This window comes from Roseovarius bejariae, from assembly GCF_009669325.1.
Lineage (GTDB): Bacteria > Pseudomonadota > Alphaproteobacteria > Rhodobacterales > Rhodobacteraceae > Roseovarius > Roseovarius bejariae.
In genome coordinates this window covers 2,575,753-2,591,730 of sequence record NZ_SZWE01000001.1, presented here as the reverse complement: position 1 = coordinate 2,591,730, position 15,978 = coordinate 2,575,753, and the positions used below count along the sequence as shown (strand labels likewise).

The window sequence follows — 15,978 nt, the reverse complement described above, 5'->3', positions numbered from 1 at the left end:
GGCCTCAGTCGAAGAGTTTGAAGAGCTCTTTCTTGAGCTTTTCCTCGGCCCGGTCCTTAACCGCGTCTTCAACGGACTGGCCCTCTTCGCGGGTCACGCCCAGTTCCTTTTCCAGCGTGCGGTTCACTTCCTCTTCGGCCTTGGCCTCCAATTCCTTGCGTTCTTCGCGCACGCGCTGTTCCAGCTTTTCTTTCTCTTCCTTGAGGTTGAGATCGATGGCCTTTTCCAAGTCGGGCGTGATGCGCGGGTTGGCCCATGGGCCGCGAATGCGGACGGGGATGGCAAGGCCGCGGCGGTTTTCGCCTTCCAGAAGCACCGGCGTAATCAGGTAATCGATGTCCTGCGCGCCAAGGCCGATGCGGCCTTCACCCTCGGCCTTGGCCAGAGGCAGGGTCATCAGCAGGTCATCATTGCGCAGGTTGCCGTTTTTCATGGTGAAGGTCGCCCCGAGGCTGTCGAAAACCGTGGTCCCGCCGGTGCCATCGCCCGAGCGCATCAGGCGGTCAAGGTCGATGCCCGAGATCACGCCGCGCCCGGTTTTGATGGCCCCATCGCCCGAGAGGCTGTTCATGATGGCGTGCAGCGAATTGCCGACGCCGAGGAAGTTCAGATCGCCATCGGCCTTGGCGGCAAAGCGCGAGACGTCGATGGCGTCGGACAGGAAGGTTTCGAGGTTGATGCCGCGTGCGGCCATGTCGCCGCCCACCGAGAGGCCCGAGCGGTTATTCATCACGAACTGGCCGGTGATGGTGCCGTCGTAGGCCTGCAACTCGCGCAACTCGAACACCATGCGGGCGCGGTCGAGCGTCATGAGTGTGCGTGTCTTGCCCAGCTTGAAATCGCCCAGATCGACACTGTCTGCAACAAGCGCGATTTCACCGTCGGCCATGGCCAATGCACCGGCGTCGATGGGCGTCTTGGGCCAGCCGGAGGAGGCCCCGCCGCCACCTCCACCGCCTGAGGTGCCTGCCGCCCCGTCGTCGGCGGACAGCCCGCGCAGATCGAGCGCGCCCGCGTTGAGTTGTGCATTGAAGCGGGGTTTGGCGCCACCCAGCATGACATCGGCCGCCCCCGTAAGGCGGTTGTTATCGAGTGTCAGCGCGGTTTTGCGCAGCGACAGGCGCATGTCCGGGGTGAAAGTCATATCGGTTTCAGCCCCCAAGGTGCGACCGAGCCCCTTGGGAATGTCCGGCGCAGCCAGTCCCAGCGAAGACATGAAGCGCGCGGTGCTATCCAGATCGGCGCTGACCTTACCCGCGACCTGCGGCTGTACGCCTGCACGGCCCGAGAATGTCACGCGCCCGCCCGGGGCGGTCACGGTCGCCTCCAATGCCGAGACACCCCCGGCAATGAAATTGCCGACCTTGTCGAGGTGACCCGAGATTTGCAGGGCCTCTCCGGCGGGGCGCAGGGTGGCGTCGAATGTCGCGGTGCCCTCGTATTCGGGCCAGCGCAGGTCGAAATCCATGCCGGGCATGGCGATCCGTTCGCCCGTACCGTGATCGACATAGGTCAGGTCGGCATCGGTGATCAGGGCGCGGTCCAGTGTCAGGGCCAGCGGGTTGGAGGTGGCGGGGGCGGCCTCGCCTTCGCCCTGACCGGAGGGGGCCACACCTTCGACCCCTATTTGCCAGTTCACCGCGTCATTCGCGGCGCGCTCCAGCAGGATCTTGGGGCCCACGGCCTCAAGCCCCGTAATACGGATGTCGCCGCCGAAAAGCGCCTGCGGTTCCACCCCGATCTTGAGGCTTTGGGCGGTGAACATCGGCCCGGCCTCGGACCAAGGGGCATTGGCGACGGTGACCTGCCCGGTCGAGATACCGAGGACGGGGTAGAAGCTGACCTTGGTATCGCCTTCCATGGTGACCTTGCGGCCCGTGAGCGATGAAATCTGATCGGCGGCGATGCGCGCGATCCGGTCGCCCGGCAGCATCACCAACGAGACTACGAGAACGAGGGCCAGCACGACGACCAAACCCACAAGACGCAACAACAACCGCATGGCAACCCCCTTCTTGGCTTTGTTTAGATGTAGGCGGGCGCGGGCCATGCAACAACCTGTTTTCCCTTCCCGAGGGGCGGCCAAATGTCTATATGCGCCTGCATGAGCACCAATCCCCCCGATCTGCGGCCCGATCTGGCCCGCGCCCGCGTGACCGAGGCCCCGCGCAAGGGCCAACCCACCATCGGCATGGTCAGCCTTGGCTGTCCCAAAGCTTTGGTCGACAGTGAGCGGATTTTGACCCGGCTGCGCGCCGAAGGCTATGGCATCAGCCCGGATTATTCAGGCGCCGATGCGGTGATCGTGAACACCTGCGGGTTCCTGGACAGCGCCAAGGCGGAGTCGCTGGAGGCGATAGGCGAAGCGATCGATGCCAATGGCAAGGTGATCGTCACCGGGTGCCTTGGGGCCGAGCCCGAGTATATCACCGGGGCGCATCCCAAGGTTCTGGCCGTCACTGGCCCGCATCAATACGAGCAGGTTCTGGACGCGGTGCATGGTGCGGTGCCGCCTGCGCCGGATCCCTTCGTGGATTTGCTACCCGGTAGCGGTGTGAAGCTGACGCCGAGGCACTTCAGTTACCTGAAGATTTCCGAAGGCTGTAACCACAAGTGCAAGTTCTGCATCATCCCCGATATGCGGGGGCGTCTGGCCAGCCGCCCGGCCCATGCGGTGGTGCGTGAGGCCGAGAAACTGGTTGAAAGCGGCGTGCGGGAACTGCTGGTCATCAGCCAGGATACCAGTGCCTATGGTGTGGATATCAAGCATGCCGAGGAGCGCGGACATCGTGCGCATATCACTGATTTGGCACGGGATTTGGGCAGTTTGGGGGCTTGGGTGCGGTTGCATTATGTCTATCCCTACCCGCATGTGCGGCAGTTGATCCCGCTGATGGCGGAAGGCTTGGTCCTGCCTTACTTGGATATTCCGTTTCAGCACGCGCATCCCGATACGTTGCGGCGGATGGCACGACCTGCGGCGGCAGCCAAGACGCTGGACGAGATTGCCGCGTGGCGGCGGGACTGCCCGGATATTGCCCTGCGATCCACGTTCATCGTGGGCTATCCCGGTGAAACGGAAGAAGAATTCCAGACCCTGCTGGATTGGCTGGACGAGGCGCGGTTGGATCGGGTGGGCTGTTTCAAATACGAGAACGTCGATGGGGCGCGGTCGAATGCCCTGCCCGATCATGTGCCCGAGGAGGTCAAGCAGGACCGCTGGGAGCGCTTTATGGAAAAGGCGCAGGCGATTTCCGAGGAGAAGCTGGCGGCCAAGGTTGGAACGGTGCAAGAAGTGATCGTCGATGACATCGACGAGGATGGCATCGCCACCTGCCGCACCAAGGCCGACGCGCCCGAGATTGACGGGTGCCTGTTTATTGATGAGGGAACTCAAAGCCTTAGCGTGGGCGATATCGTGAGCGTCGAGGTGGACGAAGCGGGCGAGTACGACCTTTGGGGGCGTTTGCCCGGCTAAGGCTTGCCAGAGAGGGCCAAGGCGTGTTGATCTGGTTTTGAACAAAGACCGGAGGCCCCTCATGATCCATGTCACCACCACATGCCCCGATCTGGAGACGGCCCGGACCTTGGCCAGCGCGGTTGTGAAGGCGCGGCTTGCGGCCTGTGGGAATATCATACCGGGGGTGCGGAGCGTCTTTCACTGGCAAGGGCATGTCGATGAGGAGGAAGAGGTTTCCCTGACCCTCAAGACGCGGGAGGCGCACCGGGCGGAGGTCATCGAGATGCTGACGAAAAAGCACCCCTATGACCTGCCGGTGATCACTTGGGAAGAGGTGGCCAGCACGGCGGATGCCGAAGCCTGGCTGCGGGAGGAGACCGGCGGAGATTAACCTTTCCGCCGAATCGCCCGAAACCCCTTGGTTAACAGGCCAAACCGCAGGCTGTAACGCATCGGCAAAACGTCGGGATCACGTCGGTATTTTTGTCTGTAGCACCGGAAATTAACAAAGCGCGCGGTGCGTTTCGTACGTTTCGTACGCGAGTTTCGTACGGTTTCGCCCGGCGCGGCGGTGCGCAGTGAATGTGCCCCCTACGGCGCGTCGCGGGCTTTGTCCGCGAGGTGGCTGACCCTAGGTTTCTGGAAAGAAAAGGAGTGCTTCATGCCCAAGGATGACACCCGCATTTTATACAATGGCGATTGCCCGGTGTGCAGCGTGGAGATCGATCACTATGCCAAGTACAGCCAAGCGCGCGCCCTTCCCTTGGTTTATGATGACCTGAGCGATTGCGATCTGGCGCGGTGGGGCGTCAGCCGCGACGAGGCCGCCAAGCGGTTGCATGTGATGCAGGGTGGCAAGATTTACGCGGGCATTCCGGCCTTCCTTGTGCTGTGGCGCGAGATGCCGCGTTATCGCTGGCTGGCGTGGGTCGTGGGGCTGCCGGTGGTGCGGCAGGTGACGGGCGTGATCTATGACGACGCCCTCGCGCCGGTTCTTTATGCGTGGCACAAACGGCGGGACGCGCGCGGCGCGGGTTGATCGGCGCGCCCACCCGAAAAATTCAGATATTTTGAAACTTTTCAACGGTCCCCGCGTGTCTATTGAGACACGCAATGCAGAAAGGATTTTGATATGAAACGTACATGCATGACAGCACTTTTCGCACTGGCGGCAACGACCGCTTTTGCCGATGACCACGCCATGCCGATGGTGATGGCCTCGGATCAATCTGTTGAGAGCGGCGTTGTCAGCGCCGAAAAGATCGTCGCCGACAAGAATGGCTGGCTGGTCGTGCACCGCACGGATGCCGACATGGCCCCCGGTCCGGTTGTGGGTCATGCGCCCATTCGAAAGGGTGAAACCACCGATGTCGCCGCCATTCTGACCGAGGATGTGGCCGCCGGTGATATGCTGATGCTGATGGTGCATGCCGAAGATGGTGGCAATGCCACCGGCATTTTCGAATATACCTTGGGCGCCAAGGAGGATGGCCCGATCCGCGTGGATGGTGACCTTGTGATGAAAGTGATCACCGCGAAGTAATGCGCGCTTCGACGCGCCGACGATGTACCGCCCCTCCGCAACGTGCCGGAGGGGCGGTGCGCTTACCGTGCGGTATATAACGTAAAGTGTCTCGCCCTCAGTGCAGGCTTGTCGCCCCCAGTTCTTCGACCAAGGCATTCAGAAGGTCGGCATTGGCGCAATGAGCCGGGACTTCCTGTGCACCGGCGGCATTTTCGGCAAGCCATGCCGTGCATGTTTCGACGTGTGGGCAACGGCGGCAATTGGTGACCATGTCGGCATAATCCCGCGGCGTCAGCCTCCCCACGGCCAGCGCATCGGACAGATTGACGCGTACGGTGCGGGCCACCGAGCGGGTCAGCCAGAAATGCAGGTTCGGATCGCCGAGATAGGAAATTTGAACGGTCATGCCTTTGCGAGCTCCTGTTCGATTTTCAGCGCGGCAAGGGCGGCCCGGTTGCGGCAGGTGCGCGGCGGCGAGGTGACATGCGGATCGCCCGCAAGCCATTGATCGCACCATCCAGCCCCGGCGCAGGACCGGCAATGATGCACGATATCGGCCCAATCGTGCAGGCCCAGCCGCCCCTCACGTACTGCGCCGGGCAGGTCGAGGCCAGTAGCGCGAGCCATCCCCTGCACCAGCCAATAGTGATGACGTGGGTGGCCCAAGGGTGTGACGTCAGGCATGTTTTCCGGCCTTCAAGCGGGCAAAGATTTTGGCGTTGCGGCAGATGTCCGGTGTCGTCCCGGCCTTCCCCTCCTGCGCATCGAGCCAATGGGTGCATTCCTCGGGGTTGGAGCAGCCGGTACAGGCCATCACGGCGTCGCTGATCTGTTCGAAATCGATCTGGCCCTCCATGGCCTTTTGTTCGAGGTCGATACCAAGGGTACTGGCCATCCGGTCCACAAGGGCGGCGTGTTTCTTGAAATTCGGAGTGCTGGTCATGGCAAAGCCTTCCTGCTGTTGCCCGTCGGTCGGGCACGCAGGGACGCTATAGGATGGAGGGCCATTCAACCTTGATGTGCATCAAGCCTTGAGGTCGTCGAGATAGGCCGTCACGCAGTCTTGCACATGGCGGAAGCGATCCCCGCCCAGATGCTTGCCCCCGTACCAGCGTGTCACGACGATCACGTGATCGGTGAGCCCTGCGCGTTCCAGCATCCGGACGATCACCATACCCGCCCCGGATTCGCCATCGTCGCCTTTCAGGGGCGTGCCATCGGCCATAAGCATGGCCCATGTATTATGGGTGGCCTTGGCGAATTTCTTGTCTTTCTTCAGATCCTTGAGAAAGGCATCCACCCCCGCGCGATCCCGCGCGGGGCCACCCGAGACCGCGTATTTCGAGCCCCGGTCGCTGATGACTCCGGTAAGCTGGCGCATGGATCAGAGTTGCGCGTCCACGCGGCGGACGGTTTCGATCCGCTTGGCGTTGGGCGGGTGGGTGCCAAGGAAACGGTCGCCGGGATCGGGAATCTGGGTAAAGAATTCCGCGCCGCGTATCGGATTGTAGCCCGCCTTGCGGGTGATCACGGTGCCAAGGCTATCGGCCTCAAGTTCGAAATCCTTGGAATAGCTGCGTGCGCCGACGGAGGCGCCAAGGTCGGTCGCCACGCGCACGCCATCGCTTCCGGCCCCGGTCAGGGCGGCCAGCCCCCCCAGAAGCACGGCCCCCGCCATGGCATTTTGTTGCTGGCGGGGAATGTGGCCTTTGATGTGGTGGGCGGCCTCGTGGCTCATGACGAAGGCCAGTTCATCGGTATTGCGCACCTCGGAGATCATCGCGAGGGTAAAGGCGATGATCGGGCGGCCGGATTTATCGATCGTCTGGTAGGCATTGACCGGCTGGTTCGGGCGGTCGTCCACCACGATGCGGAAGTCGCAATTGGTGCCGGCCCCGGTCCGGGCGCGGCATTCGCGCTCGGCCACGGGTTCAACGGTTTTCACCACGTTCGAAAACCGCTGCACCTCGGCGCGGGTGGGCGGCTGGGGCTTTTTCTGGTCCTGCACCTTGCGGGGCTGTTCGGCGGGTTGTTGTGGTTCGACGGTCGAAACGCAACCGGCAAGGGCCGCGAGGCCGATAAGAGCGATCCAGCGCATGGTCATCCTCTGGTTTAATATCCCGTCTTATTTAACAGGCTTTCCGGGTCATGCCAGCCCCTTGCGCAAAACCAAGAGGGGCTTGCAAAGGCCCGCCGAGGCGGTAGGCTGAGCTCATGTTTTCAATTGAACATGAATTCGACGCGACGGTGGTGACGCTGGTCGATGATGGCGAGGCGCCCTTGCAGGAGGATGTGATCGTCAATGCCTTCGAGGAATGTGTGACGGTCGAACAATACGACGCGCGCACGGACAGCATGCAGAAAGTCACCCTGTCGATGGCGCAGTTGCGGGACCTTGCGGCGGCTCTGAACCTGCCCGAGGGGGTGTATACCCTGCCGCCCAAGGCCAAATAGCGTCAGTCGATCACGAAGGTCTTGTCGCGGGCGGTTTGGCCACGGATCAGCGTGAGGCGCGATTTCGGCACGCCCAGCGCCTTGGCCAGCAGTTTTTGCACGGCGGCATTGGCCTTGCCGTCTTCGGGAACGGTGGTGACGTAGACGCGGATTTGCCCCTCGTCCTGCGTGATACGGTTGCGCGAGGCGCGTGGGGTGACGCGCACGGCAATCTGTGTGCCCGATTGGGCAAGATGGGCAAGCGGAGTGTCGGCCATGGGGGGTCATACCCCGGCATGGCCCGATGTGCCAGAGGTTGGGGGTTGACCCGGCGGGCCCCTGCCCCGACATATCCAGAGCAATCTTTAGGGGGTCATATGCCTGCACCGAACCAGCCAGTTATGGATTTTCTTTTGTCGCGCCGGTCGCGGCCCGCCAAGACGCTGACCACCCCGGTACCGGGTCGCGACGCATTGAAACCGATGCTGACCGCCGCGGCGCGCAGCCCCGATCACGGCAAGCTGGAACCCTGGCGGTTCATCGTGCTGGAGCGCGCTGCCCTGAAACGGCTGGCCGAGGTGGTAGAGGCGCGCGGCAAATCCCTTGGCCGGGATGAGGCGGATATTTCAAAGGCCCGGGTTCAGTTCGATTCTGCCCATCTGGCCGTTGCGGTGATCGAGGTACAAAAACCCTCCGAGAAAATCCCGCCCATCGAACAGACTTATGCCGTTGGAGGCGTCTGCTTGGCGCTTCTCAATGCCGCCCTAGCCAGCGGTTGGGGCGCAAATTGGCTGAGCGGGTGGCCGAGCCATGACCGCGGATTCCTGGAAACCGGGCTTGGCCTTGAAACGCATGAGCGGGCGGCCGGGTTCATCCATATCGGAACCGAAACCACCACCCCGCCCGATCGCCCCCGCCCCGACATGGACACGATCACGACATGGGTATCGGAATGATTTTCACGAGTTTTTTGAAAGCCCTCGGGCAAATCGGCGATCGTCGGTTCCGCAAGGTATTCTGGCGGGGCATTGGGCTGACCCTTGGGTTGCTGGCCGCGATTACCGCGGTGCTGGTCTGGGGGGTCGGCTGGATGGTGGGGGATGCGGTGACGCTTCCCTTGCTGGGCGAAGTGCAGTGGGTGGATAACGTTCTGAGCTGGGCCTTTGTCGCGCTGATGATCGGGCTGTCGGTGTTCCTGATGGTGCCCGTGGCATCGGCCTTCGTGTCGATGTTCCTCGACGAGGTGGCCGATGCGGTGGAAGACCGGCATTACCCGACCCTGCCCAAGGTCAAGGGCCCGCCTCTGAGCGACGAGATTCGCGACGGATTGGCGGCCTTCGGGGTGTTGATCGTGGCCAATATCGTGGCGCTTGTCCTGACTATGATTTTGCCCATCGCGGGCCTTCCGGTGTTTTTCGCGCTCAACGGATTCCTTCTGGGGCGCGAATATTTCACCTTGGCGGCCATGCGCCGCGAAGGGCGCACCGGGGCCAAGGCGATGCGCCGGAAACATGGCGCGGTAATCTGGGCGGCAGGGGTTTTGATGGCCCTGCCCCTGATCGTGCCGATCCTGAACCTGATCGTGCCGATCATCGGGGCGGCGACCTTTACCCACCTATACCATCGCCTGAAGGCAAAGCACGGTTAGGCGCAGGTTTCCCCGGATTCTTCATGCCTGCGTTCTTCGAGTGCCTGGCGGATGATCTGGACAGATGACGACAGGAAAAGCCCGGCCATGATCCCGGCAACGATAAGGTCGGGCCAGCCGGTGGCGGTGCCCCAGACGCCAAGGGCCGCAATCATCACGGCGATGTTGCCGATGGCATCATTGCGCGAACACAACCAGACCGACCGCACATTGGCATCGCCATCCTTGTAAGGCAGCAACAGCAGGACACTGGCCAGATTGGCAGCCAACGCCATAACCCCGATCACACCCATGATCTGGGCCTCGGGCACCCCGATGTAGAACACCCGGTAAAGCGTGGAGCCGAACACCCAGGCGCCCATCGCGAAAAGGCTGAGGCCCTTGGCAAGGGCCGCGGTTGTGCGTACCCGAATCGAGGCCCCGATCACGGCCAGCGAGATACCATAGGTCAGCGCATCACCCAGAAAGTCGAGCGCGTCGGCCTTGAGGGCCTGTGACCCGGCCATCTGGCCCGCGCCCATTTCCACGGCGAACATCAGCGCGTTTATGGCGATCACCATCCAGAGCCTGCGCTTGTAATCTTGCGACACCCCTTCGAACTTGGCGTCATGTCCGCAACATCCGGCCATATGGCCCCCCTTTCGTTTGTCTCAGGCGCAATGTAATCTCTATAGCAACTAGAGGTTCAAGAGGATTTTGCGATGTTTTCAATCGGTCAATTGTCGAAACGAACCGGGGTCAAGGTGCCCACCATCCGATATTACGAGCAGATGGGCCTAATTGCGGCCCCCGGACGGACGGAGGGCAACCAGCGGCGCTATGGCGAGGGGGAGTTGGAGCAGCTTGGTTTCATCAAGCACGCCCGCGACCTGGGCTTTTCCATCGAGGCGATTCGCGCCTTGATCGAGTTGCAGGGACATCCCGACCGATCGTGCGGCGAGGCGAACGCCATGGCGCAGGCACAGTTGGAGGCCGTACGCGGCAAAATCAGCCGACTTCGCAAGCTGGAGAGCGAACTTGAGCGGATTGTCGGGGGCTGCGATGGCGATGGGCCCTCCAGCGACTGCTACGTTCTGGCCTCATTGGCCGACCATGGCTTTTGCGGCGGGGAACATTGAGTTCGTCAACCGCACGGCGTTTCAAAAGGCGCGGCTGACGCCGCACAGTCTTTCCCGGAATGAGGGGCGCTGCCCCTCAAACTCCCCGGGGTATTTTGAACCAAGAAAAAGCCATTTCTCCTGCATGGTTTTTTCTTGGCCGAAATACCCCCGCCGGAGGCCTCCGAGGATTTTGCCGAAGGCAAAGGCCGAGACATAGAGGGCGCGCCACAGGCGCGCTCAATCCGGTTATTCCGTCGCGCTTGAGGGCAGCCCCATCCGGTCGAACATGTCGATGTCGCGCACCGAGATCACACCCGACAGGATCGTACCGCCGATGATGATCCAGAGCACGATGCTGACCAGGGTGGTGATGATCATTTTCTTGCGCAGGTGATGCTGTTCGGGGGAGCCCGCGTGCGTGCCCTCCACGGTCGTACCCGCCTCACCCTGCGTCTGGATTCGAATCGGCAGGGCGATCAGGAAGGTCATGAACCAGATCACCAGGAACAGAACGATGGCAGATGCGATGCTCATCAGACTTGCTCCAGCTCCACGAGGGTCCCTTGGAAATCCTTGGGATGCAGGAACAGCACCGGCTTGCCATGGGCGCCGATCTTGGGCTCACCGTTGCCCAGCACGCGGGCGCCGCTTTCCTTGAGCTGGTCCCGGGCGGCAAGGATGTCGTCAACTTCGTAGCAGACGTGATGTATACCGCCTGACGGGTTCTTTTCGAGGAAGCCATTGATCGGGCTGTCATCCCCCAAGGGATACAGCAATTCGATCTTGGTGTTGGGCAGTTCGATGAAGATCACCGTGACGCCATGATCGGGTTCGTCCTGCGGCTCTCCCACATTGGCGCCCAGCGCGCTGCGGTACTGGGCGGCGGCGGCTTCGAGGTCGGGCACGGCGATGGCGACGTGATTGAGACGTCCGATCATGGTGAATCCTTTCGTATGGTTTGCGCCACGTTATGGGGGTGCGACCCGCGTCTGACAAGCGACAGGGGGCCGCATCCGCATGATTAACCCGTCGTTAGCCATTCTTTGGATAGCCTCTGGACATGGACCGCAACAAAGAGGATCGGATCGATGGAAGATCTTGAGGACGCATTCAGCCCGCAACGCACACCGACGGCACGGCGCCCCCTGCTGGGGATGACGATCCTCGTTGTAGAAGACAGCCTTTATGCCTGTGAGGCGCTGCGGCTGATGTGTTTGCGCAGCGGGGCGCGCATCCGGCGGGCCGATTGCCTTGCCTCGGCGCGGCGGCATTTGCAGGTCTACCGCCCTTCGGCGGTGATCATTGACCACGGGTTGCCCGATGGGTCGGGGCTTGAACTGATCGCGGAGTTGAATGCGGCGGTGCCACGCGTCGGTATCATCATGGGAATGAGCGGTGATGGCACCGGGGCGAGTGCGGCTGCGGCGGCCGGGGCGGATGGGTTTTTCGACAAACCCATGGCCAGCCTTGCCACGTTCCAACAGGCGCTTCTGGATCATATGCCGAACGAGTTCCAGCCTAGCGGGCCGCGTGCATTGTGCGACGAGGTGATCGAACCCGACCCCGTGGCCTATCTTGACGATATGGCCCATGCCGCGACCCTTCTGGAAGATCACGGCGACGGGCCGATGATGGACTATGTGGCGCAGTTTCTGGGCGGTGTCGCGCGATCGGCCGAGGATGGGCCCCTTGCCAGTGCCGCGAACGATCTGGCGCAATTGCGCGAGGCCGGGCGCGGGACACGCGAGGTGGCGGCGCGGATCGCGGGGCTTGTGCAGGAACGGCTGCATCAACCGCAGGCGCGGATGAGTTGATTATGGGCGCTGGCGGGCCTGGGCCGGATCGCTGGCGGCCCGGACGAGACTGGTGAGGTCGCTCAGGCGTTCGCGTTGCGTGCCGGTTTCGTCGAAATTGGCCGGGGACAGCCAGAACTGGAATGCCTCGTTCAGGGCGGGCCATTCCTTGTCGATGGCGGCAAACCACGCGGTATCGCGGTTGCGTCCTTTATAGACGGTGGCCTGCCGGAAAATTCCCTCGTAACTCAGGCCAAGGCGTTGCGCGGCCCGGCGCGAGGCGGCGTTGAGCGCGTCGCATTTCCACTCAAAACGGCGATACCCCGCCTCGAAGGCCCATTTCATCATCAGGTAGATCGCCTCGGTGGCGGCGCGGGTGCGCTGTAGCTGCGGCGCCATGGCGATGAAGCCCACCTCGATGGAGCCTGCGGCGGGTTTCATCCGAAGGTAGGAGGCGAAACCGCCATACTCCCCGGTGGTTTCATCGCAGATGGCATAGAACAGGATATCGTCGCGGGCCGTGGCCTCGCGCATCCAGCGGTGAAACTGCGCGGCGGAGGCGAAGGGGCCGTCGGGCATATAGGTCCAGACCTCGTCATGCCCGTCGAAGGCTTTGAACAGCAGCGCCGCGTGACGGTCGGCATCGAGCAGCTCAAGCCGCGCGTAGCGCCCCGACAGCCCCTCGCCCGTTGGCACGGGCGGTGGTGTCCAATCGGGCACCGGGGGGCCAACGGGGCGGCTTTGGTCCATGGGCCTTAGTCGTCCTGCGGGATGACGCGCAGGCCGAGTTCCATCAACTGGTCGCTGGTGGGGTCGGAGGGCGCGTTCATCATCAGGTCTTCGGCGCGTTGGTTCATCGGGAACATGATGACCTCGCGGATGTTCTGTTCATCCGCCAGCAGCATCACGATCCGGTCGATGCCTGCCGCACAGCCGCCGTGGGGCGGAGCGCCGTAGTGGAAGGCTTGGAACAGCGCACCGAAGCGGTTTTTCACCTCGTCCTCGCCGTAGCCTGCGATCTCAAACGCTTTGAGCATCATGTCAGGCTTGTGGTTCCGGATTGCGCCCGAGACCAGTTCGTAACCGTTGCAGGCAAGGTCGTATTGGAAGCCTTTGACGCTGAGCGGGTCGGATTCAAGCGCCTCCATCCCGCCTTGCGGCATGGAGAAGGGGTTGTGTTCAAAGTCGATCTCGCCGGTTTCGTCGTCTTTCTCGAAGATCGGGAAATCGACGATCCAGGCAAAGGCGAAACGGTCGGTGTCGGTGAGGCTCAACTCCTCGCCGATGACGTCACGGGCTTTGCCGGCGACGCGTTCGAAGGCCGAGGGCTTGCCGCCAAGGAAGAAGGCGGCGTCGCCTTTGTCAAGGCCCAGTTGTTGGCGGATCGCCTCGGTGCGTTCGGGGCCGATGTTCTTGGCAAGGGGGCCTGCGGCCTCGGTGCCGTTTTCGCCCTCACGCCAGAAGATATAGCCCATGCCGGGCAGGCCATCTTGTTGGGCGAATTTGTTCATCCGGTCGCAGAATTTGCGGCTGCCGCCGGTGGGGGCGGGGATGGCGCGAATCTCGGTGCCGTCTTGCTCCAGCAGTTTGGCGAAGATGGCAAAGCCCGAGCCGCGGAAATGCTCGGACACGTCCTGCATCTCAATCGGGTTGCGCAGGTCGGGCTTGTCGGTGCCGTATTTCAGCGCGGCCTCTTTATAGGGGATTTGCGGCCAGTCTTGTGGCGCGTCCACCTTGCGGCCGCCGCCAAACTCCTCGAACACACCGGCGATAACGGGAGAAATCGTGTCGAAAACATCCTGTTGCTCGACAAAGCTCATTTCCATGTCGAGCTGGTAGAAATCGGTGGGCGAGCGGTCGGCGCGCGGGTCTTCATCGCGGAAGCAGGGCGCGATCTGGAAATACTTGTCGAAGCCCGAGACCATGATCAGCTGCTTGAACAGCTGCGGGGCCTGCGGCAGGGCATAGAACTTGCCCGGATGCAGGCGGGACGGCACGAGGAAGTCGCGCGCGCCTTCGGGGCTTGAGGCCGTAATGATCGGCGTTTGGTATTCGCGGAAGCCCTTATCCCACATGCGGCGGCGCATCGAGGCCACCACGTCCGAGCGCAGGGCCATGTTGTTTTGCATCACCTCGCGGCGCAGGTCGAGGTAGCGATACTTGAGGCGGGTTTCCTCGGGGTATTCCTGATCGCCGAAGACGATGAGGGGCAGTTCCTCGGAGCTGCCCAGAACCTCCATGTCGCGGATGAACACCTCGATCTCGCCGGTGGGGATTTTCGGGTTCACGAGGCTTTCGTCGCGGGCTTTCACCTCGCCGTCGATGCGAATGCACCATTCCGAGCGGACGCCCTCGACCTCGGCGAACACCGGGCTGTCGGGATCACAAAGCACCTGTGTCATGCCGTATGTATCGCGCAGGTCGATGAACAGAACCCCGCCGTGGTCGCGGATACGGTGGACCCAGCCGGACAGGCGGACTGTGTCACCCACGTTGGATTTCGTCAGATCGGCGCAGGTGTGGCTGCGATATGCGTGCATGGTGTCCTCTCAGGGCCCGTTACGGGTATGTCTTGTGGTCCGCGCCGATACACCTTGGCAGGGCGGTAAAGTCAAGGGCGGGGCACCGCGCAAGTCAGCATCATTGACCAAAAACATTTACAGAAATGAGGTTTTTCGGCAAAAATACACGTCACGAGCAGTCGCCGGGGTATCCGGCGTGACAATCGGCAGGTTTCGCATCGCCAAATTGAGTGCGCCGTGTGGGCGCGGGAAATAGGGGGTGAAACATGTGGATCAAGGCCTTGGACGGGATGCTGCGGCATCTTTTTCGTCGTGGTGAACTGACGATAACTTATCCCGATGGACAGACGCGCCGGTATGGCGACGGCAAGGGAGAGGCCGTTGCGGTGCGCCTGCATGACCCGACGCTACCGCGCAAAATCGTTATTTCGCCCGACATGGCGGTGGGGGAGGCCTATATGGATGGCCGCCTGACCATCGAGGGTGATGACCTTTACGGGTTCCTCGGGCTGGCCATTCGCAACATTGCGGCGAGTGGGCAACCGTGGTTTCGGCGTCCGCTGGAAGTTGGGCGGCATTTGCTGCGGTCCTTGGGACAGTTCAACCCCGTGGGGCGCGCGCAGACCAATGTCGCGCATCATTACGACCTGTCGGGGGAGTTGTATGACCTCTTTCTTGATGAAGACCGGCAGTATTCCTGCGCCTATTTCCGTGATCCGGACATGACATTGGAAGAGGCGCAGGCGGCCAAGAAACAGCATATCGCCGGGAAACTCCTGCTTGAGCCGGGAATGCGGGTTCTGGACATCGGCTGTGGCTGGGGCGGTATGGGCCTGACGCTTGCGCAGGACTATGGGGTGGACGTGGTGGGCGTAACCTTGTCGCGTGAACAGCACGCCATGGCACGGGCCCGGGCCGAGGCGGCGGGCCTGTCGGACCGGGTGGATTTTCGATTGATGGATTACCGGCATGTTGAGGACAGGTTCGACCGGGTGGTTTCGGTCGGCATGTTCGAACATGTGGGCGTGCCGCATTACGGCGAGTATTTCCGCAATGTGCGCGAAAGGCTGCGGGATGACGGCGTGGCCCTGATCCATACCATCGGACGGTGTGAGCGCCCGGGTGTGACCAGCCCGTGGATCGCCAAGTACATCTTTCCCGGCGGCTATGTGCCGGCGCTGTCCGAGGCGACCCATGCCATCGAAGGGCAGGATTTATATACGACGGATATCGAAATCTGGCGGCTGCATTATGCCGAGACCCTCAAGCACTGGCATGATCGGTTCATGGCGAATATCGACAAGGCCCGCGCGCTGTATGATGAACGCTTTTGCCGGATGTGGCGGTATTACCTGATTGCCTGCGAATTGACCTTTCGGTTCAATCGGCAAGTGGTGTTCCAGTTCCAGCTATCGCCCAAGCAGGACGCGGTGCCATTGACGCGCGATTACCTTTATCCTGCCCCTGTGGAGGACATGCGCCACGCCGCCGAATAGA

The 15,978-nt window shown here is 62.1% G+C and carries 22 protein-coding genes; 10 read left to right on the top strand and 12 right to left on the bottom strand.

What is annotated here, in order from left to right; all coding sequences use genetic code 11:
- Positions 1-4: 4 nt before the first annotated feature.
- Positions 5-2,002 carry an AsmA family protein gene (locus FDP25_RS12500; protein ID WP_154152200.1) on the bottom strand — a complete coding sequence of 666 codons (1,998 nt, stop codon included), beginning with the start codon at positions 2,000-2,002 and terminating at the stop codon, positions 5-7.
- Between the two features lie 102 nt (positions 2,003-2,104).
- On the opposite strand from FDP25_RS12500, the gene rimO reads away from it, so the two are divergent.
- The 4 genes from rimO to FDP25_RS12480 all read left to right on the top strand — a co-directional run bounded on the left by rimO (position 2,105) and on the right by FDP25_RS12480 (position 5,003).
- Entirely contained in the window at positions 2,105-3,478 is a 1,374-nt protein-coding gene (rimO, locus tag FDP25_RS12495) for a 30S ribosomal protein S12 methylthiotransferase RimO (protein WP_154152198.1), read from the top strand.
- Positions 3,479-3,539: 61 nt separating this feature from the next.
- Positions 3,540-3,851: a divalent-cation tolerance protein CutA gene (gene cutA, locus FDP25_RS12490; RefSeq protein WP_154152196.1), complete on the top strand. Its 312-nt coding sequence runs from the start codon at positions 3,540-3,542 to the stop codon at positions 3,849-3,851.
- A 270-nt stretch (positions 3,852-4,121) separates the two neighbouring features.
- Positions 4,122-4,499: a thiol-disulfide oxidoreductase DCC family protein gene (locus FDP25_RS12485; protein WP_154152194.1), complete on the top strand. Its 378-nt coding sequence runs from the start codon at positions 4,122-4,124 to the stop codon at positions 4,497-4,499.
- Between the two features lie 108 nt (positions 4,500-4,607).
- Complete coding sequence (locus FDP25_RS12480) at positions 4,608-5,003, top strand: DUF7282 domain-containing protein (RefSeq protein WP_246175832.1); 396 nt, start codon at positions 4,608-4,610, stop codon at positions 5,001-5,003.
- 97 nt (positions 5,004-5,100) lie between these two features.
- Here FDP25_RS12480 and FDP25_RS12475 read toward each other — a convergent pair whose 3' ends face one another.
- The 5 genes from FDP25_RS12475 to FDP25_RS12455 form a co-directional block, all read right to left on the bottom strand.
- Positions 5,101-5,391: a DUF6455 family protein gene (locus FDP25_RS12475; RefSeq protein WP_154152190.1), complete on the bottom strand. Its 291-nt coding sequence runs from the start codon at positions 5,389-5,391 to the stop codon at positions 5,101-5,103.
- Entirely contained in the window at positions 5,388-5,669 is a 282-nt protein-coding gene (locus FDP25_RS12470) for a DUF6455 family protein (protein WP_154152188.1), read from the bottom strand. Before FDP25_RS12470 ends, FDP25_RS12475 begins: the two co-directional genes overlap by 4 nt.
- A complete protein-coding gene (locus tag FDP25_RS12465) occupies positions 5,662-5,928 on the bottom strand; it encodes a DUF6455 family protein (protein WP_154152186.1) in 267 nt (88 codons plus the stop codon). Before FDP25_RS12465 ends, FDP25_RS12470 begins: the two co-directional genes overlap by 8 nt.
- An 81-nt stretch (positions 5,929-6,009) precedes the next feature.
- A complete protein-coding gene (locus tag FDP25_RS12460; protein WP_154152184.1) occupies positions 6,010-6,366 on the bottom strand; it encodes a YigZ family protein in 357 nt (118 codons plus the stop codon).
- A gap of 3 nt (positions 6,367-6,369) precedes the next feature.
- Positions 6,370-7,083: a M48 family metallopeptidase gene (locus FDP25_RS12455; RefSeq protein ID WP_154152181.1), complete on the bottom strand. Its 714-nt coding sequence runs from the start codon at positions 7,081-7,083 to the stop codon at positions 6,370-6,372.
- Positions 7,084-7,199: 116 nt separating this feature from the next.
- Here FDP25_RS12455 and FDP25_RS12450 point away from each other — a divergent pair, with 116 nt between their 5' ends.
- Positions 7,200-7,439 carry a hypothetical protein gene (locus FDP25_RS12450; RefSeq protein ID WP_154152179.1) on the top strand — a complete coding sequence of 80 codons (240 nt, stop codon included), beginning with the start codon at positions 7,200-7,202 and terminating at the stop codon, positions 7,437-7,439.
- Positions 7,440-7,441: 2 nt separating this feature from the next.
- Here the strand turns inward: FDP25_RS12450 and FDP25_RS12445 are convergent, their stop codons facing one another.
- Positions 7,442-7,696, bottom strand: a complete 255-nt coding sequence (locus FDP25_RS12445; RefSeq protein WP_154152177.1) for a DUF167 domain-containing protein — start codon at positions 7,694-7,696, stop codon at positions 7,442-7,444.
- Between the two features lie 99 nt (positions 7,697-7,795).
- On the opposite strand from FDP25_RS12445, the gene FDP25_RS12440 reads away from it, so the two are divergent.
- Complete coding sequence (locus FDP25_RS12440; RefSeq protein ID WP_154152176.1) at positions 7,796-8,374, top strand: nitroreductase family protein; 579 nt, start codon at positions 7,796-7,798, stop codon at positions 8,372-8,374.
- The gene (locus tag FDP25_RS12435) at positions 8,371-9,066 is read left to right on the top strand and encodes an EI24 domain-containing protein (protein WP_172982796.1); all 696 of its coding nucleotides are present in this window, start codon (positions 8,371-8,373) and stop codon (positions 9,064-9,066) included. The genes FDP25_RS12440 and FDP25_RS12435 overlap by 4 nt, the downstream gene beginning before the upstream one ends.
- On the opposite strand, the gene FDP25_RS12430 is transcribed toward FDP25_RS12435, so the two are convergent.
- Positions 9,063-9,695 (bottom strand): cation efflux transmembrane domain-containing protein, encoded by a 633-nt coding sequence (locus tag FDP25_RS12430; protein ID WP_154152172.1) that lies wholly within the window; start codon positions 9,693-9,695, stop codon positions 9,063-9,065. The genes FDP25_RS12435 and FDP25_RS12430 overlap by 4 nt on opposite strands.
- A gap of 72 nt (positions 9,696-9,767) precedes the next feature.
- Here FDP25_RS12430 and FDP25_RS12425 point away from each other — a divergent pair, with 72 nt between their 5' ends.
- Entirely contained in the window at positions 9,768-10,184 is a 417-nt protein-coding gene (locus tag FDP25_RS12425) for a MerR family transcriptional regulator (protein WP_154152170.1), read from the top strand.
- Positions 10,185-10,412: 228 nt separating this feature from the next.
- On the opposite strand, the gene FDP25_RS12420 is transcribed toward FDP25_RS12425, so the two are convergent.
- Positions 10,413-10,700 carry a DUF1467 family protein gene (locus FDP25_RS12420; protein ID WP_154152168.1) on the bottom strand — a complete coding sequence of 96 codons (288 nt, stop codon included), beginning with the start codon at positions 10,698-10,700 and terminating at the stop codon, positions 10,413-10,415.
- On the bottom strand, positions 10,700-11,104 hold the full coding sequence (gene mce / locus FDP25_RS12415; RefSeq protein WP_154152166.1) for a methylmalonyl-CoA epimerase: 405 nt from the start codon (positions 11,102-11,104) through the stop codon (positions 10,700-10,702). Before mce ends, FDP25_RS12420 begins: the two co-directional genes overlap by 1 nt.
- 150 nt (positions 11,105-11,254) lie before the next feature.
- Here mce and FDP25_RS12410 point away from each other — a divergent pair, with 150 nt between their 5' ends.
- Positions 11,255-11,980 (top strand): response regulator, encoded by a 726-nt coding sequence (locus FDP25_RS12410; RefSeq protein ID WP_154152164.1) that lies wholly within the window; start codon positions 11,255-11,257, stop codon positions 11,978-11,980.
- On the opposite strand, the gene FDP25_RS12405 is transcribed toward FDP25_RS12410, so the two are convergent.
- Entirely contained in the window at positions 11,981-12,709 is a 729-nt protein-coding gene (locus FDP25_RS12405; RefSeq protein ID WP_154152162.1) for a GNAT family N-acetyltransferase, read from the bottom strand.
- Between the two features lie 5 nt (positions 12,710-12,714).
- A complete protein-coding gene (aspS, locus tag FDP25_RS12400; protein ID WP_154152159.1) occupies positions 12,715-14,499 on the bottom strand; it encodes an aspartate--tRNA ligase in 1,785 nt (594 codons plus the stop codon).
- Between the two features lie 248 nt (positions 14,500-14,747).
- Here aspS and FDP25_RS12395 point away from each other — a divergent pair, with 248 nt between their 5' ends.
- Entirely contained in the window at positions 14,748-15,977 is a 1,230-nt protein-coding gene (locus FDP25_RS12395) for an SAM-dependent methyltransferase (RefSeq protein ID WP_154152157.1), read from the top strand.
- The last annotated feature ends 1 nt before the right edge of the window (position 15,978 follow it).

Coding starts and splice junctions, on each gene's coding strand:
- FDP25_RS12445 (WP_154152177.1), bottom strand. CDS start 7,696: ATGGCCGACACTCCGCTTGCCCATCTTGCCCAATCGGGCACACAGATT.
- FDP25_RS12450 (WP_154152179.1), top strand. CDS start 7,200: ATGTTTTCAATTGAACATGAATTCGACGCGACGGTGGTGACGCTGGTC.
- FDP25_RS12460 (WP_154152184.1), bottom strand. CDS start 6,366: ATGCGCCAGCTTACCGGAGTCATCAGCGACCGGGGCTCGAAATACGCG.
- FDP25_RS12405 (WP_154152162.1), bottom strand. CDS start 12,709: ATGGACCAAAGCCGCCCCGTTGGCCCCCCGGTGCCCGATTGGACACCA.
- FDP25_RS12420 (WP_154152168.1), bottom strand. CDS start 10,700: ATGAGCATCGCATCTGCCATCGTTCTGTTCCTGGTGATCTGGTTCATG.
- mce (WP_154152166.1), bottom strand. CDS start 11,104: ATGATCGGACGTCTCAATCACGTCGCCATCGCCGTGCCCGACCTCGAA.
- FDP25_RS12440 (WP_154152176.1), top strand. CDS start 7,796: ATGCCTGCACCGAACCAGCCAGTTATGGATTTTCTTTTGTCGCGCCGG.
- FDP25_RS12465 (WP_154152186.1), bottom strand. CDS start 5,928: ATGACCAGCACTCCGAATTTCAAGAAACACGCCGCCCTTGTGGACCGG.
- FDP25_RS12410 (WP_154152164.1), top strand. CDS start 11,255: ATGGAAGATCTTGAGGACGCATTCAGCCCGCAACGCACACCGACGGCA.
- FDP25_RS12430 (WP_154152172.1), bottom strand. CDS start 9,695: ATGGCCGGATGTTGCGGACATGACGCCAAGTTCGAAGGGGTGTCGCAA.
- FDP25_RS12435 (WP_172982796.1), top strand. CDS start 8,371: ATGATTTTCACGAGTTTTTTGAAAGCCCTCGGGCAAATCGGCGATCGT.
- cutA (WP_154152196.1), top strand. CDS start 3,540: ATGATCCATGTCACCACCACATGCCCCGATCTGGAGACGGCCCGGACC.
- FDP25_RS12395 (WP_154152157.1), top strand. CDS start 14,748: ATGTGGATCAAGGCCTTGGACGGGATGCTGCGGCATCTTTTTCGTCGT.
- FDP25_RS12425 (WP_154152170.1), top strand. CDS start 9,768: ATGTTTTCAATCGGTCAATTGTCGAAACGAACCGGGGTCAAGGTGCCC.
- aspS (WP_154152159.1), bottom strand. CDS start 14,499: ATGCACGCATATCGCAGCCACACCTGCGCCGATCTGACGAAATCCAAC.
- FDP25_RS12485 (WP_154152194.1), top strand. CDS start 4,122: ATGCCCAAGGATGACACCCGCATTTTATACAATGGCGATTGCCCGGTG.
- FDP25_RS12470 (WP_154152188.1), bottom strand. CDS start 5,669: ATGCCTGACGTCACACCCTTGGGCCACCCACGTCATCACTATTGGCTG.
- FDP25_RS12480 (WP_246175832.1), top strand. CDS start 4,608: ATGACAGCACTTTTCGCACTGGCGGCAACGACCGCTTTTGCCGATGAC.
- rimO (WP_154152198.1), top strand. CDS start 2,105: ATGAGCACCAATCCCCCCGATCTGCGGCCCGATCTGGCCCGCGCCCGC.
- FDP25_RS12475 (WP_154152190.1), bottom strand. CDS start 5,391: ATGACCGTTCAAATTTCCTATCTCGGCGATCCGAACCTGCATTTCTGG.
- FDP25_RS12455 (WP_154152181.1), bottom strand. CDS start 7,083: ATGCGCTGGATCGCTCTTATCGGCCTCGCGGCCCTTGCCGGTTGCGTT.
- FDP25_RS12500 (WP_154152200.1), bottom strand. CDS start 2,002: ATGCGGTTGTTGTTGCGTCTTGTGGGTTTGGTCGTCGTGCTGGCCCTC.